Origin of the sequence: Acidipropionibacterium jensenii (assembly GCF_005890135.1) — a bacterium.
Lineage (GTDB): Bacteria > Actinomycetota > Actinomycetes > Propionibacteriales > Propionibacteriaceae > Acidipropionibacterium > Acidipropionibacterium jensenii.
This window is the reverse complement of record NZ_CP040635.1, coordinates 2,301,623-2,327,192: the sequence shown is the minus strand read 5'-3', so window position 1 is coordinate 2,327,192 and position 25,570 is coordinate 2,301,623. Positions and strand designations below refer to the sequence as shown.

24 protein-coding genes, 1 tRNA gene and 1 other RNA gene are annotated in these 25,570 nt (G+C 69.0%); 5 read left to right on the top strand and 21 right to left on the bottom strand.

Going from position 1 to position 25,570, the window contains the following annotated elements; all coding sequences use genetic code 11:
- Positions 1-128 precede the first annotated feature (128 nt).
- From FEZ32_RS10440 to FEZ32_RS10410, 7 genes are all read right to left on the bottom strand, one after another.
- Positions 129-779 (bottom strand): ComF family protein, encoded by a 651-nt coding sequence (locus tag FEZ32_RS10440; RefSeq protein ID WP_244937852.1) that lies wholly within the window; start codon positions 777-779, stop codon positions 129-131.
- A 53-nt stretch (positions 780-832) separates the two neighbouring features.
- On the bottom strand, positions 833-2,608 hold the full coding sequence (locus FEZ32_RS10435) for an LpqB family beta-propeller domain-containing protein (RefSeq protein WP_138680558.1): 1,776 nt from the start codon (positions 2,606-2,608) through the stop codon (positions 833-835).
- Positions 2,605-4,104 (bottom strand): MtrAB system histidine kinase MtrB, encoded by a 1,500-nt coding sequence (mtrB, locus tag FEZ32_RS10430; protein ID WP_028703318.1) that lies wholly within the window; start codon positions 4,102-4,104, stop codon positions 2,605-2,607. Before mtrB ends, FEZ32_RS10435 begins: the two co-directional genes overlap by 4 nt.
- Before the next feature lie 101 nt (positions 4,105-4,205).
- Positions 4,206-4,862: an MtrAB system response regulator MtrA gene (gene mtrA, locus FEZ32_RS10425; protein ID WP_051238397.1), complete on the bottom strand. Its 657-nt coding sequence runs from the start codon at positions 4,860-4,862 to the stop codon at positions 4,206-4,208.
- A gap of 295 nt (positions 4,863-5,157) precedes the next feature.
- The gene (locus FEZ32_RS10420; protein WP_138680556.1) at positions 5,158-5,730 is read right to left on the bottom strand and encodes a YqgE/AlgH family protein; all 573 of its coding nucleotides are present in this window, start codon (positions 5,728-5,730) and stop codon (positions 5,158-5,160) included.
- A gap of 34 nt (positions 5,731-5,764) precedes the next feature.
- On the bottom strand, positions 5,765-6,340 hold the full coding sequence (locus FEZ32_RS10415; protein WP_138680555.1) for a GNAT family N-acetyltransferase: 576 nt from the start codon (positions 6,338-6,340) through the stop codon (positions 5,765-5,767).
- 55 nt (positions 6,341-6,395) lie between these two features.
- Entirely contained in the window at positions 6,396-6,917 is a 522-nt protein-coding gene (locus tag FEZ32_RS10410) for a hypothetical protein (RefSeq protein WP_138680554.1), read from the bottom strand.
- Between the two features lie 64 nt (positions 6,918-6,981).
- Between FEZ32_RS10410 and FEZ32_RS10405 the strand changes: the two genes are divergently transcribed.
- Positions 6,982-7,263, top strand: coding sequence for a hypothetical protein (locus FEZ32_RS10405; protein ID WP_138680553.1), 282 nt, complete (start codon positions 6,982-6,984; stop codon positions 7,261-7,263).
- A 69-nt stretch (positions 7,264-7,332) separates the two neighbouring features.
- On the opposite strand, the gene ssrA is transcribed toward FEZ32_RS10405, so the two are convergent.
- The 12 genes from ssrA to prfB all read right to left on the bottom strand — a co-directional run bounded on the left by ssrA (position 7,333) and on the right by prfB (position 19,330).
- Positions 7,333-7,701, bottom strand: a transfer-messenger RNA (tmRNA) gene (gene ssrA, locus FEZ32_RS10400).
- 122 nt (positions 7,702-7,823) lie between these two features.
- Positions 7,824-8,465, bottom strand: a complete 642-nt coding sequence (locus tag FEZ32_RS10395; RefSeq protein ID WP_161626020.1) for a DUF1707 domain-containing protein — start codon at positions 8,463-8,465, stop codon at positions 7,824-7,826.
- Positions 8,466-8,569: 104 nt separating this feature from the next.
- Positions 8,570-10,003, bottom strand: coding sequence for an argininosuccinate lyase (argH, locus tag FEZ32_RS10390; protein WP_244937851.1), 1,434 nt, complete (start codon positions 10,001-10,003; stop codon positions 8,570-8,572).
- A 29-nt stretch (positions 10,004-10,032) separates the two neighbouring features.
- Positions 10,033-10,989 (bottom strand): ornithine carbamoyltransferase, encoded by a 957-nt coding sequence (gene argF / locus FEZ32_RS10385; protein ID WP_138680551.1) that lies wholly within the window; start codon positions 10,987-10,989, stop codon positions 10,033-10,035.
- 1 nt (position 10,990) lies between these two features.
- Complete coding sequence (locus tag FEZ32_RS10380) at positions 10,991-12,223, bottom strand: acetylornithine transaminase (protein WP_138680550.1); 1,233 nt, start codon at positions 12,221-12,223, stop codon at positions 10,991-10,993.
- The gene (gene argB / locus FEZ32_RS10375) at positions 12,216-13,166 is read right to left on the bottom strand and encodes an acetylglutamate kinase (protein WP_028703496.1); all 951 of its coding nucleotides are present in this window, start codon (positions 13,164-13,166) and stop codon (positions 12,216-12,218) included. The genes FEZ32_RS10380 and argB overlap by 8 nt, the downstream gene beginning before the upstream one ends.
- On the bottom strand, positions 13,163-14,329 hold the full coding sequence (gene argJ / locus FEZ32_RS10370; protein WP_138680549.1) for a bifunctional glutamate N-acetyltransferase/amino-acid acetyltransferase ArgJ: 1,167 nt from the start codon (positions 14,327-14,329) through the stop codon (positions 13,163-13,165). The genes argB and argJ overlap by 4 nt, the downstream gene beginning before the upstream one ends.
- A gap of 47 nt (positions 14,330-14,376) precedes the next feature.
- Positions 14,377-15,492, bottom strand: a complete 1,116-nt coding sequence (argC, locus tag FEZ32_RS10365; protein WP_028703498.1) for an N-acetyl-gamma-glutamyl-phosphate reductase — start codon at positions 15,490-15,492, stop codon at positions 14,377-14,379.
- Between the two features lie 110 nt (positions 15,493-15,602).
- The gene (smpB, locus tag FEZ32_RS10360; protein WP_028703499.1) at positions 15,603-16,085 is read right to left on the bottom strand and encodes an SsrA-binding protein SmpB; all 483 of its coding nucleotides are present in this window, start codon (positions 16,083-16,085) and stop codon (positions 15,603-15,605) included.
- 286 nt (positions 16,086-16,371) lie between these two features.
- Positions 16,372-17,274, bottom strand: coding sequence for a permease-like cell division protein FtsX (gene ftsX, locus FEZ32_RS10355; protein WP_211221184.1), 903 nt, complete (start codon positions 17,272-17,274; stop codon positions 16,372-16,374).
- Positions 17,275-17,360: 86 nt separating this feature from the next.
- Entirely contained in the window at positions 17,361-18,047 is a 687-nt protein-coding gene (gene ftsE, locus FEZ32_RS10350) for a cell division ATP-binding protein FtsE (RefSeq protein WP_028703501.1), read from the bottom strand.
- A gap of 176 nt (positions 18,048-18,223) precedes the next feature.
- Positions 18,224-19,330: a peptide chain release factor 2 gene (gene prfB, locus FEZ32_RS10345; RefSeq protein ID WP_138680548.1), complete on the bottom strand. Its 1,107-nt coding sequence runs from the start codon at positions 19,328-19,330 to the stop codon at positions 18,224-18,226.
- Between the two features lie 111 nt (positions 19,331-19,441).
- Between prfB and FEZ32_RS10340 the strand changes: the two genes are divergently transcribed.
- From FEZ32_RS10340 to FEZ32_RS10330, 3 genes are all read left to right on the top strand, one after another.
- A tRNA-Val gene (locus FEZ32_RS10340) sits at positions 19,442-19,515 on the top strand.
- A gap of 97 nt (positions 19,516-19,612) precedes the next feature.
- Complete coding sequence (locus FEZ32_RS10335) at positions 19,613-20,182, top strand: DUF805 domain-containing protein (RefSeq protein WP_028703503.1); 570 nt, start codon at positions 19,613-19,615, stop codon at positions 20,180-20,182.
- Positions 20,183-20,285: 103 nt separating this feature from the next.
- Positions 20,286-21,179 (top strand): DUF805 domain-containing protein, encoded by an 894-nt coding sequence (locus FEZ32_RS10330; RefSeq protein WP_138680547.1) that lies wholly within the window; start codon positions 20,286-20,288, stop codon positions 21,177-21,179.
- 164 nt (positions 21,180-21,343) lie between these two features.
- Here FEZ32_RS10330 and FEZ32_RS10325 read toward each other — a convergent pair whose 3' ends face one another.
- Both FEZ32_RS10325 and FEZ32_RS10315 read right to left on the bottom strand, forming a co-directional pair.
- The gene (locus FEZ32_RS10325; RefSeq protein ID WP_244937850.1) at positions 21,344-23,941 is read right to left on the bottom strand and encodes an FtsK/SpoIIIE family DNA translocase; all 2,598 of its coding nucleotides are present in this window, start codon (positions 23,939-23,941) and stop codon (positions 21,344-21,346) included.
- A gap of 105 nt (positions 23,942-24,046) precedes the next feature.
- A complete protein-coding gene (locus FEZ32_RS10315) occupies positions 24,047-25,006 on the bottom strand; it encodes a thiamine-phosphate kinase (RefSeq protein ID WP_097828082.1) in 960 nt (319 codons plus the stop codon).
- A 51-nt stretch (positions 25,007-25,057) separates the two neighbouring features.
- On the opposite strand from FEZ32_RS10315, the gene FEZ32_RS10310 reads away from it, so the two are divergent.
- Entirely contained in the window at positions 25,058-25,564 is a 507-nt protein-coding gene (locus FEZ32_RS10310; protein WP_244937849.1) for a DUF3515 domain-containing protein, read from the top strand.
- The last annotated feature ends 6 nt before the right edge of the window (positions 25,565-25,570 follow it).

The following is a 25,570-nucleotide window of genomic DNA, read 5'->3' as shown; positions in this document are numbered from 1 at the left end:
CACGATCCCGCGACGGTCCTCAGCCCGGAAGGCTGTGGACCACCGCTTGTCGTGCCATGCAGCAACGCTACCGGATCGGCGAAGCGCATGGGAGCCCAAATGCTCTCCCACGGCCGGGATTTCGCGCTTCAGGCCCAGCGGGACGGGTGCTCGGCGTCGGCCAGCACCAGGCAGGCCAGCACCAGATGTCCGGCGCGGTCCAGCGCCCTGGCCCCCTCGGCGAGGGTGGCACCGGTGGTTCTGATGTCGTCGAGAAGCACCACCGGGGGCTCACCGGGCCCGGCCGGCAGGGCTGTCATCGAGTGGGCCTGGTTGGCCACCCGCTGGTCGTGGTCCAGCTGGATCTGGTCGCGCACCCGGCGGGTTCGGCGCAGCAGCGGTCGCACCGCATCCGGTGGCAGGCCGCAGGAACGCGCGGCCGAGCGCACCAGATCTGCGCAGTGATCTGCTCCCCGGCGCCGTACCGCGGCCCGATCCGAGGGCATCGGGACCAGGCTCACCGGGCCGTCGGCGGCCTCGACGACCGCCCGCAGCCCCACCCCGAGGCTGGATCCGAGGGGGCGGCTCAGCCAGCCGGCGCCTCGGTCCTTGTGCGCGGTGACCAGGTCCGGGAGGGGGTCGCGGTAGGGCAGGCAGGCGACCATCGGCGGCGGGCCGTCGAGGATGACGCGGGGATGGGCCTCAAGGGCCGCCAGGCAGCGCCGACAGATCCCGCTGCCCGGTCGTCGGCATCCGGGGCAGCAGGCCCCCAGCAGCAGGTCGGCCAGCGGGTCGAGCACGCTGTCATGGTACTGACCGGCACGGCAGGCGGGCGGGCCGAGTCCGGTGCTGACTAGATGCAGATGCCCATCCCGGTCACCTGGTCGGCCACCGTCCGCCACCGGTAGCGGTCCTCAAAACGCAGCACCTGACCGCCGTCGGTGAGAGCCAGGACGTTGATCCCGTCCGAGCGCGGCAGGGTGCTCAGGCTCACGATGTTGACCCCGCTGAGGGGTCCCACGGCCATCCCGTCGGAGCCGTCCAGCGCGATCTGGTAGGGGGCGCCGGGCGAGTCGGCGGTGGCCCTGGCGACCACCATGAGTTCGGTCGCCGAGATCCAGCCGACATCGTCGATGAGGGTGAGTCCCGAGTCGTTGCCCTGCAGGTGGTACTCGCGCAGACCGTCGACGACGACCCCCGGGGCCCCGCCGGTGGTCGGTCGGATCCGCAGCATGGCCAGCACCCGGTCCCCGCGGTCCTGGAGCACCACCGCGACCCGGGCGAGGTCCGGGGACACGGAGAACGCCACGACGCGTCGGGTGGCCAGCTCGTCGGCCCGGATCTGGAGTCTGCCGCGGCTGCTGCCGACCGCGATGAACCGCGACGAGTCGCCCTGCACCGAGACCGTCCAGCAGGTCCCGTCGGTGCTCACCTGCGGTCTGAGCAGCCCGGTCCCCGAGGCCAGCTGGCGGGTGACCCGGGCCCCCTCCTGCCAGCTGAGCAGGTTCTGCCGGGAGGAGTCCACCACGGCCCAGAACCCTCCGGAGGGTTCCACCGCGACGCCGACCGGGGACTCGCCGCCCGAGTCGGCGCCGAGCAGCCCGCGCAGCGGGGTGAAGGTGCCTGACTGGTCGGAGACCTGCCCCAGCACCCCCCGCCGCAGCACCTTCATGGTCGGCAGGTCCGAGGAGATCAGCGGGGACATCGAGGTGAACAGTCCGGTGGAGACGGTGTCGTCCTCGGCCGCCCCGGGGATCGCCACCGAGGTGCCGCCCACCGTGAACCGCACCCTGGAGACCTGGGGGTAGGCGGCCAGGGTCCAGCTCACCTGGGCCGCGACCTGGCGGCGCTGGGCGTCGGTGAGGCGGGTCACCTCCGGGCTCAGCGGCACGGTGGATACTCCGGCGTTGTCCACCGCGACGGCGTCGGAGGACAGCTTCGTGCCGGTCGGGAAGACATTGGTGACGGCCCCCGCCAACCAGTCCGAGGGACCGTCGAGAAGATCGGTGACCGCGGTGGTGGGGTTGGAGGTCGCCTGGGGAAGGTGCACCAGCTCGGGGACCAGGAAGGGGCGGGTGAGGCTGGTGAAGTACAGCGCGACCGTGGAGTAGGCCCGGGAGAAGGCGAACAGCGAGAGCACCAGTCCGTCGGGCGGCCGGGAGATCCGCAGCTCGCCGTCGACCCTGGTGATCCCGAAGTCCAGGTCGATGGACTGGCCGGTCACCGGCCGGTAGCGCCCGGCGGCGTCCAGCCGGGCGATGATCGGCGCCTTGAGACCGGCGGTGCTCCCGGTGACGACGGGGGTGTTCGTGGTGGCGTCGTAGATGACGGCTCCCGACTCGGGGTCCCAGCTGCGCGCGGCGGCCTCGGTGAGGTACTCCCGGGCGATCCGGTAGGAGTTCTGGGGACTGGTCATCGACTGCAGGAAGCCGGCCACGATGATCTCCGGGGAGGCCTTGCGCGGTGGCGGCTGGGGGTCGACGTCGATCCCGACCCGTCCCGGCGTGTCGGCGCTGGCCGAGACCTGGGTGACCGGCCCGGTGGTGGGCACCCTGGCGCATCCGGCCAGGGCCGCCAGACCGGCGCCCAGCCCGAGGAACCGGCGTCGGGACAGATCGCGGCCGGTCATGGCCTGCTCCCGGTGATCTGGGGCCGGTCGTCGGCCGGGACGGCCGGCAGCGGCGATCCGGTGAGCGGGTGGTTGGGACGTCGGGGCAGGGTGAGTCGGAACTGGGCACCGCCGCCCGGCCGGCCCCATGCCTCCAGCCAGCCGTGGTGGAGGTGGGCGTCCTCCAGAGAGATGGCCAGCCCCAGGCCGGTCCCGCCGACGCTGCGCACCCGCGACGGGTCGGCGCGCCAGAATCGTGCGAAGACCTTCTCGGCCTGCCACGGCTCGAATCCGATGCCGTGGTCGCGAACCGTCACCGCGACCGCCTGGTCGTCGAGGGCCACGGTGACCTCGACCGGGCTGGACTCGCCGTGCTCCAGGGCGTTGGAGACCAGGTTTCGGATGATCCGGCGGATCCGTCGCGGGTCGACCTCGGCGGTCGCGGGCCCGTCGGTGGAGACCACGACGGGGGTCTGGAGCTTCTCGGCCAGAGGCTGGGCGGCGTTGACCTCGTCGGTGACCAGGTCGGCGACATCGCACAGGTCCAGGGCGAGCACCGCCGCGCCGGCGTCGAACCGCGAGATCTCCAGCAGGTCCGACAGCAGGGACTCGAACCGGTCGAGTTCGTCGTGGAGCAGTTCGGTGGCACGGACCATGTCCGGGTCGGAGTCGTCGCGGGAGTCGATGAGCATGTCGGCGGCCATCCGGACGGTGGTGAGGGGGGTGCGCAGCTCGTGGGAGACGTCGGAGACGAACTGCTGCTGGAGGCTGGACAGGTTCTCCAGCTCGGTGATCTGGCCCTGCAGGGTGGCGGCCATCCCGTTCATCGAGGTGGCCAGCCGGGCGAGGTCGTCGGTGCCGCGGACCCGCATCCGCTCGTCGAGATGTCCGTCGGCCAGCCGCGACGCGGTGATGCTCGCCCGCCGGATCGGCCGGGCGATCTCGCGGGTGGACAGGAAGGTCGCGATCCCCATCGCCAGCATGATGAGTCCACCGAAGGTGATCACGACCCGTTGCACCAGGGCCAGGGTGGCCGCCTCATCGGTCTCGGGGAAGATGAAGTAGATCGGGAAGCCGCGGTTCTCACCGGGGGCCCACAGGGTCGACCCCACCACGATGCCGGGATCTCCCGGTCGGTCCGGGTCGGAGTAGAGGATGGTCGTGGGCTGGGTCCACATCCCCTCACCTCGGGTCACCTGGGCCTGGAGCTCGGGGGGCACAGACTCCACCGAGATCCCCTCCGAGACCAGTCCTGACACCGGCCCCTGGATGATGACGTGGTACTGCCCCGACTGGCGGGCGGCGTCGTCGGCGAGCTGGTTGAGGCGTTCGTAGAGGGAGGCGGTGCGCAGGTCGGTGCTGCGCAGCTGCTGCTGGAGACGGGCCAGGGAGGTGGTCGCCTCGGCGACCGAGGCGCTGCGCTTGGCGTCGAGGATGCCGGCCTCGACCCGGCGGACCAGGAAGTACCCGAAGACGAGCAGGACCACGAGGGTCCCGGTGAGCGCGATGGTGACCATCCGAAGACCGAGGGAGGACCACCACAGGCGCGCCGGGCCACGGAGCAGTCGGGTTCCCCGGCTCCCGTGGACCTTCTCACCGGGCCCGGGGTGCTGGCCGGTCAGTTCTCCTCCCGGTCACCGGAGCCGGCCCGGTAGCCGACCCCACGAACGGTGATGACGATGCTGGGGTGCTCAGGGTCGCGCTCGATCTTGGAGCGCAGCCGCTGGACGTGGACGTTGACCAGTCGGGTGTCGGCGGCGTGACGGTACCCCCACACCTCCTCGAGGAGGGCGTCGCGACTGAACACGTCGTGCGGGCGGCGTGCCAGGGCGACCAGGACGTCGAACTCGAGCGGGGTGAGGGGGATCTCCTGTCCGCCTCGGGTCACCTGGTGGGCGCGCACGTCGATGACCAGATCGCCGATCGATGTCACATCGGACTCGGTGTCGGTCGCCGCCTCCAGGGGTTGTCTCAGGCGGGTCCGGATGCGGGCCACCAGCTCCTTGGACTTGAAGGGCTTGGAGACGTAGTCGTCCGCGCCGGCCTCCAGCCCGGAGACCACGTCCTGGGTGTCGGAGCGGGCGGTGAGCATGATGATCGGGACCCCCGAGACCCGCCGCACCTCCCGGCAGACGTCGATCCCGTTGCGTCCGGGGAGCATCAGGTCCAGCAGGATGAGATCGGGCTTGAACCGGTCGAAGACGTCGAGGGCCCGCGAACCGCTGGCGCACCAGTCGGTGACGAATCGTTCCTTGTGGAGCACGAGCTGGAGCATCTCTGCCAGGGCAGGGTCGTCGTCGACCACGAGTATCCGCTGGCCCGTCGACTCGGCGCTGGGCTGGGTCACGCTTCGGCCTCCTCGTTCTTCACCGACTCTCGACGCCCCCTGTCGGAATCCAGTCACATGGTAGTCCGCAGCTGCACACAGGACAGTCCTGATGGTGCGCGACCGGTGGTTGCGGCCCCCGGTGCCGCCTTGCCCTGATGCCATGTCCTGCCGCCCGGTCCTGAGTCTGGTCCTGAGCCTGGCCGGCCATCCCCGCCTGGACGCGGCCGCCGCTGAGACGACCTCAGTTGACGTGGCCGTCGTGCTCCCTGGGCATGGTCGCCATCATCGCCAGCTCACCGTTCTGGCGGCGCAGCACGCGCCGCCACAGGGTCTGCGGGTCGGAGCCGAAGAGGTCCTCCTCGTGGGCGCGGGCCCGGACCCAGTCCCCCCGGACGATCTCCCCCTCGAGCTGTCCGGGCTCCCATCCGGAGTAGCCGGCGAAAATCCGCAGGTCGGAGTAGGCCCCCTCGACCAGTTCGACGGGGGTGTCCAGATGGAGCAGACCCACCGGCCCGGACACCCGGCGCCAGCCGGGCGGCTCCTCGGAGGGGTGGTGCAGCCGGGCCAGGCAGACCGCACCGTTGGGGGACACCGGTCCCCCCTGGAAGAGGGTCTGGGGAGGCACCGTGAGATGCACCCACTCGGGCAGCACCTCCGCCAGGTCCATCGGTGCGGGGGTGTTGAGGATGACGCCGAGACTGCCCTGCTCGTCGGCGTCCAGCAGGTAGATGACCGATCGTGCGAAGATCCCGCTGGTGACGGCCGATGTCGCGATGACGAGTTCCCCGGCGCGTGGGGGATCAGCCAGGATCATGCGTCCATCCTTGCACGATCGGGCAGTGCGCCGGTCAGGATCGTCCCGGCGGCAGGGAGCGGGAGTCGAGGGTGAGCTGCATGAGCGCGAGATCGAGCCAGCTGCCGAACTTCACCCCGACCTGGCGCATCAGCGCAACCCGCTCGAATCCCAGGCTGCGGTGCAGGCGGATCGAGGCGGTGTTGCCGGCCTCGATGGCGGCTACGATGACATGCAGTCCGAGCGAGCGGGCCCGCTCGATGAGGGCCGTAGCAAGAGCTCGTCCGGCTCCCCTGCCGCGGTGCTCGGCGGCGACGTAGATCGAGTCCTCGGCGGTGAGACGGTAGCCCGTGAAGGATGCTCGCCAACCCGACAGGGAGGCGTATCCGAGCACCTGTTCACCGTCGGGTCCCGGCGACACGGCGACCAGCACCGGGTAGCCCGACCGCTGATGGTCCTGCCACCAGGCTCGCCGCTCCTCCTGGGTGACGACCTGGGAGTTCCACACCGCGGTGGTGTTGCGCACCGCCTCGTTGTAGATGACAGTGATCGTCGCAAGATGCTCGGGACCGGCGTCGACGACGCGGATCTCTGCCCCCGACCGGCTCACGGATCGACTCTGGGACGACATGGCACCCACTGTAGGGCGAGTACGGGCCGGCAGAGACACCGGTTGTGGCAGCCGATCAGGAGACCACCGTCCACGCCGTGAGCGCTCGTGCCTGATTCTGCGAGCCGTCGTGGAGATGGCCCTGGAAGTCGGAGTCGCGGAGCCGGGCTCCCCTGATTGACGAGTCGGGCAGCGCGTGGACCGACATGGTTGCCACCATCGGTGCCACGCTCGACCTCCTCACCCCGATGGCCAGGTCCTCGGCGACCTTCTTGAGCGCGTTCCCCGAGATGGGGGCGCAGAGCCGGGCGACAACGGAGTTGCCGTCGAGCCACAGCTGCTGCACGTGTCCCCCGTCGGGCACCGTCACCTTCGCTGCCGCGGCGAGGTCGGGATCGATCTTCTTGGTGCTCTGGTCGCACCAGATCTGGTAGTCCGCGGTGGATCTCCAGTTCTTGGAGGCCGATGACCCCGAGGTCGGGACCCCGGTGGAGGCGGTGGTCGGGACACCGCTGGCATGTGAGGATCCGCCGCACCCGGACAGAGCCGGGGTGAGTACCACCACGGCGGTGAGTGTGGCGACAGCGATCCGATGCATGTGGTCTCCTTCGAGGTGGCGGGCGCTTCCGTTCGCCGCGACGTCGAGATGGTCTCACAGGTGCGTGACAGTCTCCGCACCGGTCCACCTGCGGTGCACACAGCTGCGCGCTGCGACAGGCGGCGGCTCCCACCCGTGGTTCAGCGATCTGGCCTTCTTCCCCGGTCCGCCCGCTGCAGCACGCCTGCTCCGCCTGTGCGGCCTCTCGGGTACCTGGGCCACCCCGATCGTCGGCTGGGCCGGGTTCATCCTCGCCGCGGCGGTGGTCGCCCTGGTGATGCTGGTCCTCACCGGTCGGTCCACGTGGTGGAGCATCTCGGTTCTGACCGGCCGCTACTCACCCTGAGGTCGTCCCGGGGTTCCGCGAGCCCCGGGACGGCGAAGACCCGCCCCCACGTGGGGGCGGGTCTTCTGTGGGTGGAGATGGCGGGAATTGAACCCGCGTCCTTAAAAGGCGAACCAGACATTCTCCGGGCGCAGTCGATGCTGTCGTTCTACTTGGCTCCTACGCTCCCACCGACACGGTGCAGACAAGCCCAGTCACAGTTGAGTCCCGCGCGGTCCCCGTGACCACTACCACGCAGCAAGCCTTCAAATGAGGCCAGATTCCGGATGGAAGGCTACATCCGGGCTGACCCTTCGATCACTGATCAGGCAGCGAGAGCGAAGTCAGTGCGCTTGTTATCGGCACTTATTGGTTCCCAGGGGTCGTTAACGAGATAACCCTGGATTCTCGGCCCGCTTCTCCTGGAACAACCATTCCAAGTCGAAACCAGTCATCCCCTTGTTGAGTTGTCAACCACGGTGCTCGGACCATCGGATCAGCAGACCCGACTGCCTCGCACCGCCACACCCAGCGCAGTCACCCGAAAGGGATCATCCGCAACGTGCATCGTCCAGTGTAGCTCACCGCCCGATGCGCTTGCGCGGCTTCTCCCCCTCCTTGATGATCTGGAAGGGGATCACCCTGGTGATCGGGTTGCGCCACGTCTCCCCCTTGAACCCCTTGATCGCCTGGATGACGGTGAGCGCCAGGTAGGCCATCCAGGCCAGCGACACCACCACCCCGGTGACGTGGAGGACCGGCCCGAGCAGCACCAGGACGATGCACATGTAGATCTGCGCATTGGCCTGGTTGGCGATCTGTCGGTGCGCCCAGGTGCCCTTCTCGGTGACCGCCGAGGCGATCAGCGGCACCAACGGTCCGGTGGCAGCGACCGGGGCCAGGCCGACCATCCCCGCGGTCACCGAACCCACCGGCGTCGCGTCGGTCCTGCGTCGCTGGGCCAGCCCCGCGCTGTGCACCGAGGAGGTCACCGGGACCGTCGCCAGTCCGGACAGCGTCTGGTTGAGCTCCCTGCGGGTCCGCGACGCCAGAGCGTCCTCCATCCGCTTCTCGAACTCGCTGATGGTGATCCGGCCGTCGGCATAGGCCTGGCCGAGATAGTCGAGGACGCGGTCCCGCTGAGCGTCGGTGACCCGCCAGTCCAGGCTCTGGGCATCGGCGCGGGAGCGCTGGAAGGGATTGTCACCGAACGGGCTCGTCATGACATCCATCCTTGCTCACGCCGAGCCCGGAGCCCAGCCCCGCCGTCCCGGACCGATCCCCCAGACTCACCCACCAGGAGAGCAGGTGAGGTCCGGGAGCGGACTCACCCGACGAAGGCCTGCAGCTCGCTGATCTGCCCGCGCGCCTCATCCAGCTGCTCGCGGACCCGCACCGGCGCGGTCCCGCCGCGTCCGGTCCGGGCGCTCACCGAACCCTGGACCGTCATCACCTCGCGCACCTTCGGAGTGAGCAGCGGATCGATGGCCGCCAGCTCCTGGTCGGTGAGATCGGCCAGCTCCTTGCCCTGCTGCTCGCACTCGCGCACGCACGCCCCGCTGAGCTCATGGGCGTGACGGAACGGCACGCCGTTGCGCACCAGCCACTCGGCGATGTCGGTGGCCAGGGAGAACCCCTGGGGGGCCATCTGCGCCATCCGGTCGAGGTTGAACACCGCGGTGTCCATCATCCCGGTCACCGCCGGCAGCAGCAGGTGGAGCTGGTCGATCTGGTCGAAGACCGGCTCCTTGTCCTCCTGGAGGTCGCGGGCGTAAGCCAGCGGAAGCCCCTTGAGGGAGGCCATCAGCCCGGTCAGGTCTCCGATCATCCGGCCCGCCTTGCCCCGGGCCAGCTCGGCGATGTCGGGGTTCTTCTTCTGGGGCATGATCGACGACCCGGTCGAGTAGGAGTCGTCGAGGATGATGTAGCCGAACTCCCGGGTGTTCCAGATGATGACCTCCTCGCACATCCGCGAGAGGTCCACGCCGATCTGGGCGGCGACGAAGGCGAACTCGGCGACGACGTCGCGAGCGGCGGTGCCGTCGATCGAGTTGGGCACCGAGTCGCTGAAGCCGAGGTCGTGGGCCACCTCCTGGGGGTCCAGACCGAGGGTGGATCCGGCCAGTGCGCCGGATCCGTACGGGCTGGAGTCCAGTCGGCGGTCCAGATCGCGCAGCCGGTCGACATCGCGCAGCAGCGGCCAGGTGTGGGCCAGCAGGTGGTGGGCCAGCAGCACCGGCTGGGCGTGCTGCATGTGGGTGCGCCCGGCGATCACGGCGTCGCCCACCTCGTCGGCCCTCGAGACCAGCGCCCTGGCAAGATCCAGGACGTCGGCGGCCAGTGCCCTGGCCTCGTCGCGCAGGTACATCCTCAGCAGGGTGATGATCTGGTCGTTGCGCGACCGGCCGGCCCGGATCCGGCCGCCCAGGTCGGCGCCGGCGCGCTCGATGAGGCCGCGCTCCAGGGCGGTGTGGACGTCCTCGTCCTCGGGGGAGGGCACGAAGGCGCCGGAGGTGACGTCTGCCAGCAACCGGTCCAGGGCGTCCTCCATCGCGGCGAACTGCCGGGCGTCCAGCAGCCCGGCGTGGTGCAGCACCCGGGCGTGGGCCTTGGACCCGGCGATGTCGTAACGGGCCAGTCGCCAGTCGAACTGGGTCGACACCGACAGGGCCGCCAGCGCCTGGGAGGGTCCGCCGGCGAACCGACCTCCCCACAGGGCGAGCGGTCGGGCGGTGCTACTGGGCTGGTCTGAGGAGGTCACGTCGGTCCTTTCGGCTGGTGTCGGCGCCATTATTCACCTGCGGTGAGCTGCTCGGGATCCATCAGCCAGTCCATCAGGCCCTTCTGGGCGTGCAGCCGGTTCTCGGCCTCCCGCCAGACGATCGACGCCGGGCCGTCGATGACCTCGGCGGTCACCTCGTGGTCGCGGTAGGCGGGCAGGCAGTGCATGAACACGGCGTCGTTGCCCTCGGCCATCAGCTCGGAGGTCACCTGGTAGGGCTTGAGGACCCCCTCGGCGGCATGGCCGGCCTCCTCGAACCCCATCGAGGCCCAGGTGTCGGTGATGACGGCGTCAACCCCCTCCACAGCCTTGCGGGGATCGGTGGTCACCAGCACCGAACCGCCGCACTCCTTGGCGATCTCGGTGGCCCGGGCGACGATCTCGGGGCGCGGCGAGTGCGACTCCGGGCAGCCGACCCGGACATCCATCCCGGCCAGTGCCCCACCGATCAGGTACGAGGCGGCCATGTTGTTCGCACCGTCCCCCAGATAGCCGAGGCTGCGCCCGGCCAGCGCGGGGCCCGACTGCGACAGCCCGCCGCGGGTCTCGGCGATGGTCATCAGATCGGCGAGGATCTGGCAGGGGTGGAACTGATCGGTCAGCGCATTGACGACCGGCACCTTGGAGTTGGCGGCCATCTCGTCGAGACGGTCCTGGGCGAAGGTCCGCCACACGATCATCGAGCACATCGAGGAGAGCACCTTCGCGGTGTCGGCGATCGGCTCACCGCGCCCCATCTGAGAGCTGGCGGCGTCGATGACCAGGGGGCTGCCCCCCAGGTCTGCGATCCCGACGGCGAAGGACACCCGGGTGCGGGTGGACGACTTGTCGAAGATGACCGCCACGGTGTGAGGTCCGGCGAAGGGCTTCGAGGAGAACCGGTCAGCCTTGAGCGCCAGTCCGCGGGACAGCACCGCCCTCTGCTCGGCACTGGTGATGTCGTCGTCGCGCAGGAAGTGGCGCATGTCAGTTCTCCTTCTGGGTGGTGGTGGCCGCGTCGAGCAGGCCGGGCAGCGCGCTGATGAAGCTGTCGGCCTCCTGGACGGTGAGGATGTAGGGGGGTGCGAGCCGGATGGTGGAGGGATTGGCCGCGTTGATGATGAACCCGGCCCCCCGGGCCGCGGTGACCACATCGGCGGCGATCGGCGAGGCGAGCTGGACGCCGAGCAGCAGACCGCTGCCGCGCACCTCCACCACCTGCGGGTGGATCCCGGTGATCGAGTCGACGAGGTGCCGGCCGATCGTCCTCACATGGTCCAGCAGGTCGTCGGACTCGATGGTCGAGATGACCGACAGGGCGGCCGCGCAGGCCAGCGGGTTGCCGCCGAAGGTGGTGCCGTGCTGGCCGGGGGTGAGGATCGCGGTGATCTGCGTCCCGAAGGTCACCGTCGCGCCCATCGGGAAACCGCCTCCCAGGGCCTTGGCCAGGGTCATCACGTCGGGGGTGATGCCGGCCGCCTGGTGGGCGAACCACCGACCGGTGCGGCCCATCCCGCACTGCACCTCGTCGACCACCATCAGGGCGTCGTGGCGCCGGGTGAGGGTGCGCACCGACTGGAGGTACTCGAGGCTCAGCGGGACGACGCCCGCCTCCCCCTGGGTGGGTTCGAGGAAGACCCCGGCCACATCGCCCTGGACCAGTTCGGCCTCCAAGGCGTCGGGGTCCTCGGCGGGGATGAAGGTCACCTCGGCGCCCAGCGGTTCGAAGGGCTTGCGGTAGATCTCCTTGTGGGTCAGCGCCAGGGCACCGAGGGTGCGCCCGTGGAAGGCGTGCTCCAGGGCGATCACCCGCCCGCCGCGGTGGTGGGCCTTGACGATCTTGAGGGCGGCCTCGTTGGCCTCCGTCCCGGAGTTGCAGAAGAAGGCGGCGGAGCCCTCGGGTGCCTCGGCCAGCTGAAGCAGCTTCTCGGCCAGGGCCAGCTGGCCGGGGGTGGTGAAGAAGTTGGAGACGTGGGCCAGCGTCGCGGCCTGCTGGGAGACCGCCTTGACCCAGGCCGGGTGGGCGTACCCCAGGGCGTTGACGGCGATCCCGCCGAGCAGGTCCAGGTAGCTGTTCCCGGCGGCGTCGGTGACGTGGCAGCCGTGGCCTGAGACCAGGCACATCTGTGGCGACCCGAAGACTCCCAGCAGGTTGTCGGCGTACCTCCTGCTCCAGGTCTGCGGGAGGTCCTGGTCGTCGAGGGTGGTGGTCTCAGTCATCGGTCACACCTGAGTTGTAGTCGTCGGGCCGGGCCATCGTGCCGACCCCCTTGGTGGTGAAGATCTCCAGCAGCAGGGCGTGCTCGATGCGTCCGTCGACGATCGCCGAGCTGGTCACCCCGCCGTCGATGGCCTCGAGCAGGGCCTGGGCCTTGGGCCTCATGCCCTCCCCCAGCCGCGGGATCATGCGGCGCAGGTCGGAGACCGAGATGTCGGGGATGAGGGTCCGGGGATCGGGCCAGGTCCGGTAGATGCCGGCCACATTGGTGAGCATCACGAGTTTCTCGGCGCGCAGCGCCTGGGCTATCGCGGTGGCGGCCGCGTCCGCGTTGACATTGAGCACCTCGCCGGTCGGGTTGCCCTGGTCGTCGACCTCCGGACTCACCGGGGCGATGACCGGGATCTGGCTGCGGTCGAGCATGTCGTTGATGAGATCGGTGTTGACTGCCGAGATCTCGCCGACCAGGCCCATGTCGACCGGTTCGCCGTCGACCTCGACTCGGCTGCGCCGGGCGGACAGCAGGCCGGCGTCCTCCCCCGACATTCCGACGGCCAGCGGGGCGAAGGTGTTGATCCGGTTGACAAGCTGGCGGCCGACCTGGCCGACCAGCACCATCCTCACGACGTCCATCACCTCGGGGCTGGTCACCCGCAGTCCGTTGCGGAACTCCACGGGGGTGCCCTGGTTGTGCAGCATCGCGTTGATCTGCGGGCCACCGCCGTGCACCACGATGGGGCGGATCCCCACCGATGCCATGAAGACGATGTCATCGGCGAAGGCCTGCTGGAGGGTCGGGTCGACCATCGCGTTGCCGCCGTACTTGACGACGACCGTGCAGCCCTGGAACCTGCGGATCCACGGCAGGGCCTCGACGAGGACCTCGGACTTGCGCTGTGCGGCGCTCTGCGAGGCGTTCAGTGGGACGTCCAGTGAAATGCTCATGATGTGTAGGCGCTGTTCTCTTCGACGTACTCGTGGGTCAGGTCATTGGTCCAGATGTGCCCGGAGGCGTCCCCGGCGGCCAGATCGATGTCGATGTGGACCTCCCGGGGAGTCATGTCGACCAGCTCGCGGTCCTCACCGATCATCCCACCCCGACAGATGGTGACGCCGTTGAGCGACACATTCACCAGGTCGGGGTCGAAGGGGGCGACGGACTCCGGCACACAGCCGACCGCCGAGAGGATTCTCCCCCAGTTCGGGTCGTCGCCGGCGATCGCGGTCTTGACGAGGTTGGACCGCGACACCTCGCGGGCCACCGCGACGGCCGCCTCGGTGGAACTGGCCCCGGTGACCTGGATCAGCACGTCGTGGTGGGCGCCCTCGGCGTCGGCCACCAACTGCCGGGCCAGGTCGCCACTCACCGCGGTGAGCGCCTCGCGGAGTTGCTCGGGGCTCAGGGTGATCCCGGAGGCCCCCGAGGCCATCACGATGACGGTGTCGTTGGTGGACATGCAGGCGTCGGAGTCGACCCTGGAGAAGGTGATGTCGGCGGCCGGCGCCAGCGCCTCCTGGAGCTGCTCGGAGTCGACCACCGCGTCGGTGGTGATGAACACGAGCATGGTGGCCAGCTGGGGGGCCAGCATTCCCGCACCCTTGGCGATACCGCCGAAGCGGACCCCGTGGAACTCCTTCTCGGAGGTCTTGGGGCGGGTGTCGGTGGTCATGATGGCCCGCGAGGTCGCATCGTCGGCGACTCCCCCGACGGCCAGCCCGGCGTGGGCGACACGGATGCCGGGAAGCATCTTGTCCATCTCCAGGCGCTGGCCGATGATGCCGGTCGAGGCGACCAGCACCTCCCCTTGCTGACAGCCCTCCAGTTCGGCGATCAGACCGGCCTCGGTCTTGGTGTCGGCGAGCCCCTCGGAGCCGGTGCAGGCATTGGCGCAGGCCGAGTTGGCGACCAGGGCGTGCACAGCGCCGCCGGCGAGCACCTCCCGGCACCATGCGACGGGGGCGGCGAAGACGCGGTTGCTGGTGAGCACCCCGGCGGCCGACTGGATCAGCCCGTCATTGACGATGAGCGCGAGGTCGGGGTTGCCGTTGTGCCGCAGACCGGCCGAGATGCCGCAGGCGCGGAATCCTCTGGGATAGGTGACTGACATGGTGATTCTCTCCGTGGAACGTGGTGTGCGTGGGGGTGGGATGGCTGTCAGGGGGCCAGCCCGACTCGGGGCAGCCCCTGGGTCTCCGGCAGTCCCAGGGCCAGATTGAGGCACTGGACGACGGCACCGGCGGTGCCCTTGACGAGGTTGTCGATGGCCACCATCACGGTGGACATCCCGGAGGCCGGATCGGCCACCGCCGATATCCGCACCATGTTCGACCCGATCACCGGGTGGGTGGAGGCCATCTGCCCGGCCGGGAGCACGGTGATGAAGGGCTCCTCGGCGTGGGCGTCGTTGAGACAGGCCAGCAGCGCCGCGGTGGGGTCCCCGGGTGCTCCCAGCGAGGACTGCGAGGTGCGACCGGTGCAGACCGCCAGGATCCCGCGGCTCATCGGGACCAGCACCGCTGTGACCGTGAGGCTGGTCTGCCAGGGGGCACCGGCGCGGCGCAGGGACTGGAGGATCTCGGGGATGTGACGGTGGGCCCCTCCGGTGGAGTAGGGCTTGGCACCGCCGTTGACCTCGGCGAAGATCATGTCGGCCTTGGCCTTGCGTCCGGCGCCCGAGGTACCGACCGGCAGGACTGCCGAGAGTCCTTCGGGCTCGATCAGACCTGCGGCCACCACCGGTGCCAGCCCCAGGGCCACCGACGAGGCATTGCAGCCCGGTCCGGCGATGTGCTTGCGTCCGACCAGTTCGTCGCGCTGCTTGTGGCCGCCCTGGTGGGCGGAGTCAGGGGCGAGTGGTAGTTCCGGCAGTCCGTAGGGCCAGGTCCCGGCGTGGTCACCGCCGTACCAGCGCTGCCAGTCCGAGGGGGACTCCAGCCGGAAGTCCGCCCCCGCGTCGACGACCACCAGGTCGGGATTCAGTGCGATGAGTTGTCCGGCCAGTGTCGCCGAGGCACCGTGCGGAAGGCCCAGGACCACCGCGTCGTGGGCGGCGAGCATCTGGGGATCCATCGTGCTGAAGGTCTCGGCAACCCCGGGAGCACCAGCCAGCTGCGGCAGGATCGAGCTCACCGGTTGGCCGGCGCTGCTGTGGGCAGCGAGGGCACCGAGGCGCATATTGGGGTGCCCGAGGATGAGTCGGGCCGCCTCGGAGCCCGCATAACCGGAGGCTCCGGCCACGGCAACACTGAATGGCTTTGCAGTCATACGAATATTTATACATCACACGATGCGGGCCCACAACCTGAGGGAGTCCCGCGATGGGAGTGGCCGGGACCTTTGTGGGGGATGTTCAGGACCCCGCCAGAACAGGATGATCCGGGTCAGCGACGACCGTGCTTGATCCTGGCCGACATGGCGCGCTGCGCCTCGCGCTTGGCATCGCGTTCCCGGATCGCCTGTCGCTTGTCCCAGTCGCGCTTGCCGGTGGCCACCGCGATCTCGACCTTGGCGTAGCCGTCCTTGAAGTACAGCGAGAGCGGGACGATGGTCTTGCCGGAGTCGGCCGACTCCCGCGAGAGCTTGGCGATCTCGCGCCGGGTGAGCAGCAGCTTGCGCTTGCGCATCACCTCGTGGTTTCTCCAAGTACCGAAGGCATACTCCGGGATGTGCAGGTTGTACAACCACACCTCGCCGTGATCGTCGACCTGGGCGAAGGCATCCCCCAATGAGGCCTTGCCGGCCCGCAGCGACTTCACCTCGGTGCCCTGGAGCACCATCCCGGCCTCCCACCGATCACCGATGTTGTAGTCGTGGAGGGCCTTCTTGTTGCGCGCGACGACCTTCTGGCCCTTCTCCCTGGGCATCCTGACCTCCTTCGGCGCCGCTGTCACGGCACCCACTTCCGCACCCCGTGGCGCGGCGGCCCATGATACCCGGTCACCTCCCGGGTCAGGCGGAGCCGAGAGACTGGGTTGAGATCTGCCACCACAGGGCCGACAGCTGCACTATCCAGTCCCCAGGTTTCCAGTGGCAGAACTCACACTCGACCCGAGAACCACAGAAACGAGATCTGCCACCACAGGACCGACAGCTGGATTATCCAGTTGCCGACGCGGTGGTGGCAGATCTCGCACGCACCCCCTCGAGGGGCTACACCTTCAGGTACTTCCTGGTGGCCACGAAGGCCGGTAGCACCGACAGCAGGATCGACACGACAAGGACCGCGCCCATCGCCAGGAGCGCCTGGTGCCACCCGATCCACACGATGGTGGTGATCGAGGCAGCCGCCTTCTTGATGATGATGAAGTACACCCCCAGCGCCAGTGACCCGCTGGCGAGAATGCCACCGATCAGACCCGCCACCAGTGACTCCAGCAGGAAGGGAGTGAGGATGTAGGCGTTCGAGGCGCCCACCAGTCTCATGATGCCGAGCTCCCTCCGTCTGGAGAAGGCCGCCATCCGGATGGTGTTGCCGATCTGCAGGGCGGCGGCCACCAGCAGCAGCACCGACATTCCGAGGGTCCCCCACTTCAGGGCATTGAGCCACAGGAACAGTGGGTCGAGCACCGGGTGCAGATCAAGGACGGCCTGCACCCCTGGTAGTCCCTTGGCCTGTGTCACCACCCCCTCGTACTGCTGGGGATCCTTGAGTTTGACGCGGAAGGAGTCCTGAATGGTGGCCTCGGTGAGGACATCCTTGACCGGCGAGTCCTTGTAGACCCGCTGGTACTCCTGATAGGCCTCGTGCTTGGACTCGTAGTAGACCTTCTCGACCTGGGGATTGGCCTCCAGGGCCTGCCGGATCGCGTCCTTCTGGGCCTGGGTCGCCCCCTGCCCGGAGGTGCACTGGCCGCCATCAACATTGGGCACGCACAGGAAGACCGAGACCTCGATCTTGTCGTACCACTTGCCCTTGACCAGATCGACCTGCTGGGTGGCCAGCAGAGCGGCACCGAACAGGGACAACGACACCCACATCGTCACGATCACGGCGACCGTCATGGTGAGGTTTCGACGGAGGCCGGTCCAGGTCTCTCTCAGGGTGTGACGCATGAATGGTCTTCCTCGGTATCAGTCGGGTCGGAGTATCTGGATGGTGCGCCGACAGTCATCGGCGCCTCGGTCTGAGGGGCATCCGCTCAGGCGGTGCCGTAGACGCCCTCACGCTGGTCCCGGACCACCAGGCCGGAGTCGAGCTCGATGACCCGCCGGCGCATCTGGTCGACGATCGTGGAGTCATGGGTGGCCATGATGACCGTCGTGCCGGTCCGGTTGATCCGGTCCAGCAGTTTCATGATCCCCACGCTGGTGGCGGGGTCGAGGTTTCCGGTCGGCTCGTCGGCGATGAGGATCTTCGGCCGGTTCGCGAAGGCCCGAGCCACCGCGACCCGCTGCTGCTCGCCGCCCGACAGCTCGTCTGGCATCCGCCGGTCCTTGCCCTCCAGCCCGACCAGGTCGAGGATCTCGGGCACGACCTTCTTGATCTCCCGGGTCGGTCTGCCGATCACCTGGAGGGCGAAGGCCACGTTCTCGTAGACGGTCTTGCCCGGCAGCAGCCGGAAGTCCTGGAAGACCGTGCCGATCTGGCGGCGCAGGGCGGGAACCTTCCAGCTGTGCAGGGTGGACAGGTCCTTTCCGGCCACGTAGACGGTGCCCTTGGTCGGCCGGTACTCACGCAGGATGAGCCTGATGAAGGTCGACTTGCCGGAACCGGACTGACCGACCAGGAAGACGAACTCTCCCTTGTCGATGTCGACGTTGACACCTTTGAGAGCCGGCTTGACCTGTCCCTCGTAGACCTTGGTGACATTGTCGAAGGTGATCAACGGACCGTCCTTGGGTTGACGCCGTCGCCGGCGGGTGGAATCGCGATGATGCGGCCCGTCCGGTGGCAGCGACGGAACCGCAAGTTCCTGAGAATTTCTCAGTTCACTGGTACCGAGTCTATGAGAAGACGCTCTGTGAGCAAGTCAGACTCGCCCAAGTATCTGCCCAGAGAGTCTCACTCGTCGGCCTGGCTGCGGCGCCAACGGATGCCGGCGTCGATGAAGTTGTCGATGTCGCCGTCGAAGACGGCGTCGGTGTTGCCCACCTCGTAGTTGGTCCTCAGGTCCTTGACCATCTGGTAGGGGTGCAGCACGTAGGACCGCATCTGGGCGCCCCAGGAGTTGCCCTCCGACTTCAGCGAGTTCATCTCGGCCTCCTGATCGGCGCGAGCCTTCTCCAGCAGCTTGGCCTGCAGGACGCGCATGGCAGCGGCCTTGTTCTGGATCTGGGAGCGCTCGTTCTGGCAGCTCACCACGATGCCGGTGGGCAGGTGGGTCAAGCGGACCGCGGAGTCGGTGGTGTTGACCCCCTGGCCGCCCGGTCCCGAGGCGTGGAAGACGTCGACCCGCAGGTCGGACTCCGGGATGTCGACGTGGTCGGCCTCCTCGACGACAGGCAGCACCTCCACCCCGGCGAAGGAGGTCTGGCGGCGGCCCTGGTTGTCGAAGGGGCTGATCCGGACCAGCCGATGGGTGCCCTGCTCGACCGACAGCGTCCCGTAGGCGAAGGGGGCGTGGACGATGAATGTCGCCGACTTGATGCCGGCCTCCTCGGCGTAGGAGGTGTCGAGCACCTCGACCGGGTACTCGTGGCGCTCGGCCCACCGCAGATACATCCGCAGCAGCATCTCGGCGAAGTCCGCGGCATCGACGCCACCGGCCTCCGAACGGATGGTCATCACGGCCTCGCGCTCGTCATAGGGGCCAGACAGCAGGGTGCGCACCTCCAGCGCGTCGATCTCGGTCTGCAGCGCGCCGAGCTCAGCCTCCGCCTCGGTGGCCGAGTCCTTGTCACCGTCCTCGGCGGCGAACTCCAGAAGCACCTGGACGTCGTCGATCCGGGAGCGCAGGGTGTCGAGACGATCGACCTGGGACTGCAGGGCCGACAGTTTGGAGGTCACCTGCTGGGCGTGCTCCTGGTCGTCCCAGAGGTCCGGTGCGGCGACCTCCTTCTCGAGCTCGACGATCTCCTGCCGTTTCGCGGTGGGGTCGAGCACGGACTCGATGGACGCCAAGGAGTGGTCCAGGGCGTCGGCTGTCTGCTGAAGGTCTACAAGTGCCACGGCGGGCCATCCTACCGTGCCGTTGGCCCGGGTCCTGGGATCCAGTCCCGGTGAGGGCGATGGGTCCAGCGGTGAGGACAGCGATATGGTGTCCTGCGTCTCGGCACCCCGGGGCACATAGCTCAGTTGGTCAGAGCGCCTGCCTTACACGCTGGAGGTCGCCGGTTCGAGCCCGGCTGTGCCCACCGAACACCAGTTGAGACTCGCCGTGCGGTTCCTGTCGCGGCGGCCCGGGGACCCATATGCTGCTTCCAAGATTCAGAGCCGATCGACTGGAGCGACATGACCAATCCCCCGTTGAATCCCGATGACCCGAACGGCCAGCAGCCGCCATCCCCCTACGATCAGTACGCCGGTGCGCAGGATCCCTACTCGCAGAATCCGTACCCGCAGGATCCCTACCAGCAGGGTCCATATCAGCAGAACCCCTACGGGGCGGCGGGACCGGCCGGTGGCAGACCGCGGCCCTCGGTGACCTTCCAGCAGGCCATCGAGTTGTTCTTCAAGAACTACGCGGTGTTCAACGGGAGGGCCTCTCGCTCGGAGTACTGGTGGGTGGCTCTCTTCACCTTCCTGGTCAACGCGGTCCTCAACGGCCTCGCGCGCTCGATCGGCGACTCCGGGTCAATGGCTCTGACGGTGGTGAGCAGTCTGTGGAGCCTGGCGATCCTGGTCCCCTCGCTGGCCATCTGCTGGCGCCGCCTCCACGACACGGGCCGGCCCGGCGGCTGGTTCTTCATCGTCCTGATCCCGATCGTCGGGTGGATCATCCTCATCGTCTTCCTGGCCGGCCCCTCCCGGCAGGACGCGTGGCAGCGCTTCGACAACGGCACGCTGCCCGTCGAGAGTTGAGTCTCTGGTCCTCATCGTGGGCCCCTGCTGGCGTCTTCGCGGGTTCTGATGGGGGCTGAGACCGTTAGCATGGGCCCGTCCGTCTTGCAGTGAAGGAGTGAGTATGTCGAACCAGCCGTGGGGATCCTACGATCCGAACGCCCAGGGCAATGGGCAGCAACCCGCGCAGGATCCGTACCAGAACCCGCAGGATCCCTACCAGAGTCAGCACAGCGCCGACCCGTCCTCCCAACCTGCCTCCAACGCAGATTCCTACGGCCAGCAGGGATACGACACCCAGCAGTACGGCCAGTCCGGGTACGGCCAGCAGGGATACGACCCGCAGCAGGGTCAGCCCGGGTACGGCCAGCAGGGGGCCTACGGCCAGCCCAGCCCCTACGACTCCCAGCAGCAGTACGGCCAACCGCAGAGTTCGCCCTACGGCCAGCCGCCGGCCCCCTATCAGCCGGCCCCCTACGGTCAGAGCGGCTACGGCCAGGACCTCTACGGCCAGAACCCGTACGCCGCGTTCACCGGACCGGGAGCCGGTCGTCCGCGCCCCTCGGTGGACTTCGTGACGGCCATCAAGCTGTTCTTCAAGAACTACGCGGTCTTCAGTGGAAGGGCCTCCCGGTCGGAGTACTGGTGGGTGAGCCTCTTCCTCGGCCTGGTGTACATCGTCTGGGGGATCCTCTTCGGGATCGCCGGCGGGTTCGCCCTGGCGATGTCGAGCACCGATCCCTACGGGACCACCACCTCCAGCACGGCCAGCAACGGACTCGGCGCCGGGTTCATTTTTCTCATGATCCTCGGGATACTGATGTGGCTCGCGGTGATCGTGCCGAGTCTGGCGATCACCTGGCGGCGTTTCCACGACACCGACAAGTCGGGCGCCTTCTACTTCCTCAGCCTCATCCCCTACGTCGGTGGGATCATCGTCATCGTCCTGCTGGCTCTGGCTCCGGTCCCCACCGCCTGGCAGCGCTGGGACAACGGACAGCTGCCCGTTGAGAGCTGAGCCAGCTGAGCCTCACAGGCATGCAGCGGGGCCCCGGACCACTCGGTCCGGGGCCCCGCTGCATCCCCGCTGCGATCGACGGATGGCGCACGGCGACAGCGCCATCGCCACAGCAGACAGTGCGCGGCCGCAGCAGGAAGTGCACAGCCCCAGCAGACAGGGCCTCAGCCCTCGGCCTGGAGATTGGCCAGGACGTCGTCCAGATCGTCGGGCTGCACCAGGACGTCACGCGGCTTGGACCCCTCCGAGGGGCCGACCACCTTGCGGGTCTCCAGGATGTCCATCAGCCGACCGGCCTTCGCGAATCCGACCCGGAGTTTGCGCTGAAGCATCGAGGTCGAGCCGAGCTGCAGTTCGACGACCAGCTTGGCGGCCTCCAGGACCAGCTCCAGATCGTCTCCGATGTCCTCGGCCACCGCCTTCTCGGCGACCGGAGCGGCGACGTCGTCACGGTAGTGGGCCGCCATCTGCTCCTTGACGTGCTCGACGACGGCGTGAATCTCCTTGTCGGAGACCCAGGAGCCCTGCACACGGACGGGCTTGGAGACCCCCATCGGCAGGAACAGCCCGTCGCCCTGGCCGACCAGCTTCTCCGCACCGGGCTGGTCCAGGATGACCCGGGAGTCGGTCATCGAGGAGGTCGCGAAGGCCAGCCGGGAGGGCACATTGGCCTTGATGAGCCCGGTGACGACGTCTGTAGAGGGCCGCTGGGTGGCCAGCACGAGATGGATCCCGGCGGCACGGGCCAGCTGGGTGATGCGCACGATGGAGTCCTCGACGTCGCGCGGGGCGACCAGCATGAGGTCGGCGAGCTCGTCGACCACCACCAGCAGGTACGGGTAGGGGGCCAGCACCCGCTGGGAGCCCTCGGGCAGCTTCACCTGTCCGGCCCGCACCGCCTTGTTGAAGTCCTTGACATGGCGGAACCCGAAGGCGGCCAGGTCGTCGTACCGCTGGTCCATCTCGCGGACCACCCACTGGAGGGCCTCCGCGGCCTTCTTGGCGCTGGTGATGATCGGCGTCACCAGGTGCGGGATGCCCTCGTACTGGTTGAGCTCGACCCGCTTGGGGTCGACCAGCATCATCCGGACATCCTCGGGGGTGGCGCGCATCATCACCGAGGTGATGAGGGAGTTCACGAAGCTCGACTTGCCCGATCCGGTGGCCCCGGCCACCAGCAGGTGGGGCATCTTGGCGACGTTGGCGATGACATATCCGCCCTCGACGTCCTTGCCGAGTCCCACCACCAGCGGGTTGTGGTCGTTGCGGGCCTTCGGGGAGCGCAGCACGTCCCCCAGCGAGACGACCTCCTTGTCGGTGTTGGGGATCTCGACGCCGATCGCCGACTTGCCCGGGATCGGGGAGAGGATCCGCACATCCGGGGAGGCGACGGCGTAGGCGATGTTGCGGCTCAGGGCGGTGACCTTCTCCACCTTGATGCCGGCCCCCAGTTCCACCTCGTAGCGGGTCACCGTCGGGCCGCGGGAGTACCCGGTGACCTGGGCGTCGATGCCGAACTCGGAGAACACCCCCTGAAGCTTGGCCACCACCGCGTCCGAGGCCTCGGTGCGCGCCTTGGGCACCGATCCGGGCACCAGCAGATCGGCCGGCGGCAGGGTGTAGGAGATGTCTCCGGACAGCTGGAGCTGCTCCCCTCCGGCCGGAATCGGGTCGGCCTCGACGGGGGCGGGGTCGGCGTGTTCATGGACCGTGAATCCCTGGGGCAGGCCGGCGGTGGTCCGCTCGGCGGTGCCATCGGGGTGTGCGGTGCCAGTGGGCTGTGCGGAGCCCGGCCTGCTCGGCTGGGCCGACTGGGCCGGCGTCGCGGAGCTCGCCTCAGGGCTCAGGGAGTCGTAGTCGAAGACCTCGTCGTTCCTGGACGACCGGCTCCGGCGCCTCTTCCTCCGGGGCACGACCTCCTCGACGGCATTGGCCGGATGGGCGGCCATGTCGAGGGTGGGGGTGTCGTCCTCGGACAGCAGCGGGGTCTCGTAGGCCTCGCGGGACTCGATCTCCTCCTGACGACTCTCGATGCGCTGCTGCCTGGCGGTGCGCAACCGGGCCACCGAGTCGAGGAGGGGCCGGCCGACGATGATGACGATGCCCAGCCCGGCCAGCGCGATGAGCAGCGGGACGGCGGCCCAGACCGTCAGCAGGTCCGCGAAGAAGCTCGAGGAGATGAACCCGAGGACGCCGCCGGCGGCCCTCACCCGGTCCATCTGGTCGGGCCGGGGCAGGCCGTCGGAGATGTTGACGACGCCGAGCACCCCGAGGAAGAGCAGTGACCAGCCGATCAGCTGGCGCCCGGTGGGGCCGTTGCGGTCGGGGTGACGGAAGGTGCGCCAGCACATCACCAGACCGAACAGCGGCAGCGCGTAGGACAGCGAACCGAAGATGGTGGAGACGCCGACCCGGATGAGGTGGCCGAAGGCACCAGGCAGCTGGAACCAGAAGGCGATCGTCACCAGCAGGGTGATCAGCAGCAGGAGCAGCCCGGAGCCGTCGCGGCGACGCTCGGGGTCGACGACCCGCCGACCGATCCTGCGCACCGCCCCGCCGACCAGATGGGCGATTCCCGACCAGGTGGCGGCCAGGGCCCGGGCGACGGGGTTCTCACGGCTCGTCGAGGTGCTCGCCCGCCCGGACCGGGGCCTGGAAGTCGTCTTCTTCCTGCTGCCCCCGGAACGCGCGGTCCCGCGACTCGACGACTTCTTGGCCGAGCTGCTGCGGGACCGCGTCGGGGAAGACACACGAGTCGCCATGCCATCGAGGCTAGCAATCAGAGGCGTCGATCCGGTCAGCCCGCGCCGCTCGGGCGCACATTGGCCGGCTACCGGTCGGGGTCCCTCCGCGGTGTCCCGCGGGGATCAGAAGTGGGTCCAGCCGCCGGGGTGCTCCCAGGGCTGACCGTCGACCAGGACGGTGGGCTCGGGGGCGTCCTGGGGATCCAGCACCCGGCCGATGACCTGCCAGTCGTCGGGCACCGTGCCGGGGGCGAAGGTGGCGGCCAGGGCGTGGTCCTCCCCGCCACCGAGCACCCAGAGCATCGGGTCCAGTCCGGTGGCCATCCCGACCGTGACGATCGGCTCGGCGACGTCCAGCCGGGCGGTGTCGATGTCGATGGCGAATCCGGAGGCGTCGGCGATGTGGCCCAGATCGGCGACCAGTCCGTCGGATACGTCGATCATCGCGTGGGCCCCGGCCAGTGCGGCCTGGCGGCCCGCCCCGTAGGCGACCTCGGGGCACCGCTGGGCGTCGACCACCGCCCGGGGGGAGCGGAACCCGCGTCCCAGCACGACCAGTCCGGCAGCCGCCCAGCCCAGCCGGCCGCGGATCGCCACCACGTCCCCGGGGACCGCGCCGTCACGCCGCACCGGGGCCAGACCGGCGGTCTGGCCGATCACGGTGATGGAGATGGTGACGACGGGCCCGCCGGTGGTGTCCCCGCCGACCACGCTCACCCCCGCCAGGGCGGACTCCTCGCGCATCCCGGTCATGCACTCGCGGGCCCAGCTGGCCGGCAGGTCCCCCGGCGCGCTGAGACCGACCACCAGGGCGACCGGAACCGCACCCATCGCCTCGATGTCGGCCACGTTGACCGCCACCGACTTGCGTCCGACGTCCTCGGCCTCCGACCAGCTGCGCCGGAAGTGCACTCCTTCGACCAGGACATCGGTGGAGACCACCGCGGAGCCGTCCACCAGGAAGACGGCGCCGTCGTCCCCGGGGCCCACCGAGATCGCCGGCGAGGAGGGGAGGTCTCTCACCAGTGAGGCGATGAGGGGGAACTCCCCCACCTGCGCGATGGTCGGTCCCGTACTGCTCATGGCGTCTCCTGGGGGTCGTGCGACTGAGTCACCTAACGCTAGCGTGCAGTCATGACCTTGATGTGGACCAGGTGGCCGGTGCGGGCCCGTCCGGTGAGACTGGCCCGCTCGGTGGCGCTGGCCGGATGGGCAGTGCTGGTGGGGTGCGTGGCCCTCGCCGGGTGTTCACCGAGCGGTGTCCGGCCGGTGGCCGAGCCCTCCCCCACCGGATCGGTGGCCGACTCCTGCGCCTCCGTGATGGGCGCCCTGCCGGCCAGGGTGGCCGGCCTGGAACGCTCCGAGACCACCGCCCGCACGGCGTCCTGGGGGGATCCGGCGATCATCCTGCGGTGCGGGGTGGACCGCCCCGAGGGCCTCACCGCGACCTCGAGGTGCGACGAGGTGAACCAGGTGGGCTGGTTCACCGAGGAGTTCACCCAGGCCCGGCGGTTCACCACGATCGGTCGGGTGGGGTATGTCGAGGTGACGGTTCCCCAGGTCCATGCCCCGGCCGCCGATGCCCTGGTGGATCTGGCTCCGGCGGTTCGCGAGATGGCCTCGGTGCGTGCCTGCCAGTAGTCCCTG

Excerpts from the sequence above, each read along its gene's own strand:
- FEZ32_RS10435 (WP_138680558.1), bottom strand. The coding sequence starts at position 2,608 with ATGACCGGCCGCGATCTGTCCCGACGCCGGTTCCTCGGGCTGGGCGCC.
- mtrB (WP_028703318.1), bottom strand. The coding sequence starts at position 4,104 with ATGGTCACCATCGCGCTCACCGGGACCCTCGTGGTCCTGCTCGTCTTC.
- mtrA (WP_051238397.1), bottom strand. The coding sequence starts at position 4,862 with ATGCTCCAGCTCGTGCTCCACAAGGAACGATTCGTCACCGACTGGTGC.
- FEZ32_RS10420 (WP_138680556.1), bottom strand. The coding sequence starts at position 5,730 with ATGATCCTGGCTGATCCCCCACGCGCCGGGGAACTCGTCATCGCGACA.
- FEZ32_RS10415 (WP_138680555.1), bottom strand. The coding sequence starts at position 6,340 with ATGTCGTCCCAGAGTCGATCCGTGAGCCGGTCGGGGGCAGAGATCCGC.
- FEZ32_RS10410 (WP_138680554.1), bottom strand. The coding sequence starts at position 6,917 with ATGCATCGGATCGCTGTCGCCACACTCACCGCCGTGGTGGTACTCACC.
- FEZ32_RS10395 (WP_161626020.1), bottom strand. The coding sequence starts at position 8,465 with ATGACGAGCCCGTTCGGTGACAATCCCTTCCAGCGCTCCCGCGCCGAT.
- argF (WP_138680551.1), bottom strand. The coding sequence starts at position 10,989 with ATGCGCCACTTCCTGCGCGACGACGACATCACCAGTGCCGAGCAGAGG.
- FEZ32_RS10380 (WP_138680550.1), bottom strand. The coding sequence starts at position 12,223 with ATGACTGAGACCACCACCCTCGACGACCAGGACCTCCCGCAGACCTGG.
- argB (WP_028703496.1), bottom strand. The coding sequence starts at position 13,166 with ATGAGCATTTCACTGGACGTCCCACTGAACGCCTCGCAGAGCGCCGCA.
- argJ (WP_138680549.1), bottom strand. The coding sequence starts at position 14,329 with ATGTCAGTCACCTATCCCAGAGGATTCCGCGCCTGCGGCATCTCGGCC.
- smpB (WP_028703499.1), bottom strand. The coding sequence starts at position 16,085 with ATGCCCAGGGAGAAGGGCCAGAAGGTCGTCGCGCGCAACAAGAAGGCC.
- ftsX (WP_211221184.1), bottom strand. The coding sequence starts at position 17,274 with ATGCGTCACACCCTGAGAGAGACCTGGACCGGCCTCCGTCGAAACCTC.
- FEZ32_RS10335 (WP_028703503.1), top strand. The coding sequence starts at position 19,613 with ATGACCAATCCCCCGTTGAATCCCGATGACCCGAACGGCCAGCAGCCG.
- FEZ32_RS10330 (WP_138680547.1), top strand. The coding sequence starts at position 20,286 with ATGTCGAACCAGCCGTGGGGATCCTACGATCCGAACGCCCAGGGCAAT.
- FEZ32_RS10325 (WP_244937850.1), bottom strand. The coding sequence starts at position 23,941 with ATGGCGACTCGTGTGTCTTCCCCGACGCGGTCCCGCAGCAGCTCGGCC.
- FEZ32_RS10315 (WP_097828082.1), bottom strand. The coding sequence starts at position 25,006 with ATGAGCAGTACGGGACCGACCATCGCGCAGGTGGGGGAGTTCCCCCTC.
- FEZ32_RS10310 (WP_244937849.1), top strand. The coding sequence starts at position 25,058 with ATGACCTTGATGTGGACCAGGTGGCCGGTGCGGGCCCGTCCGGTGAGA.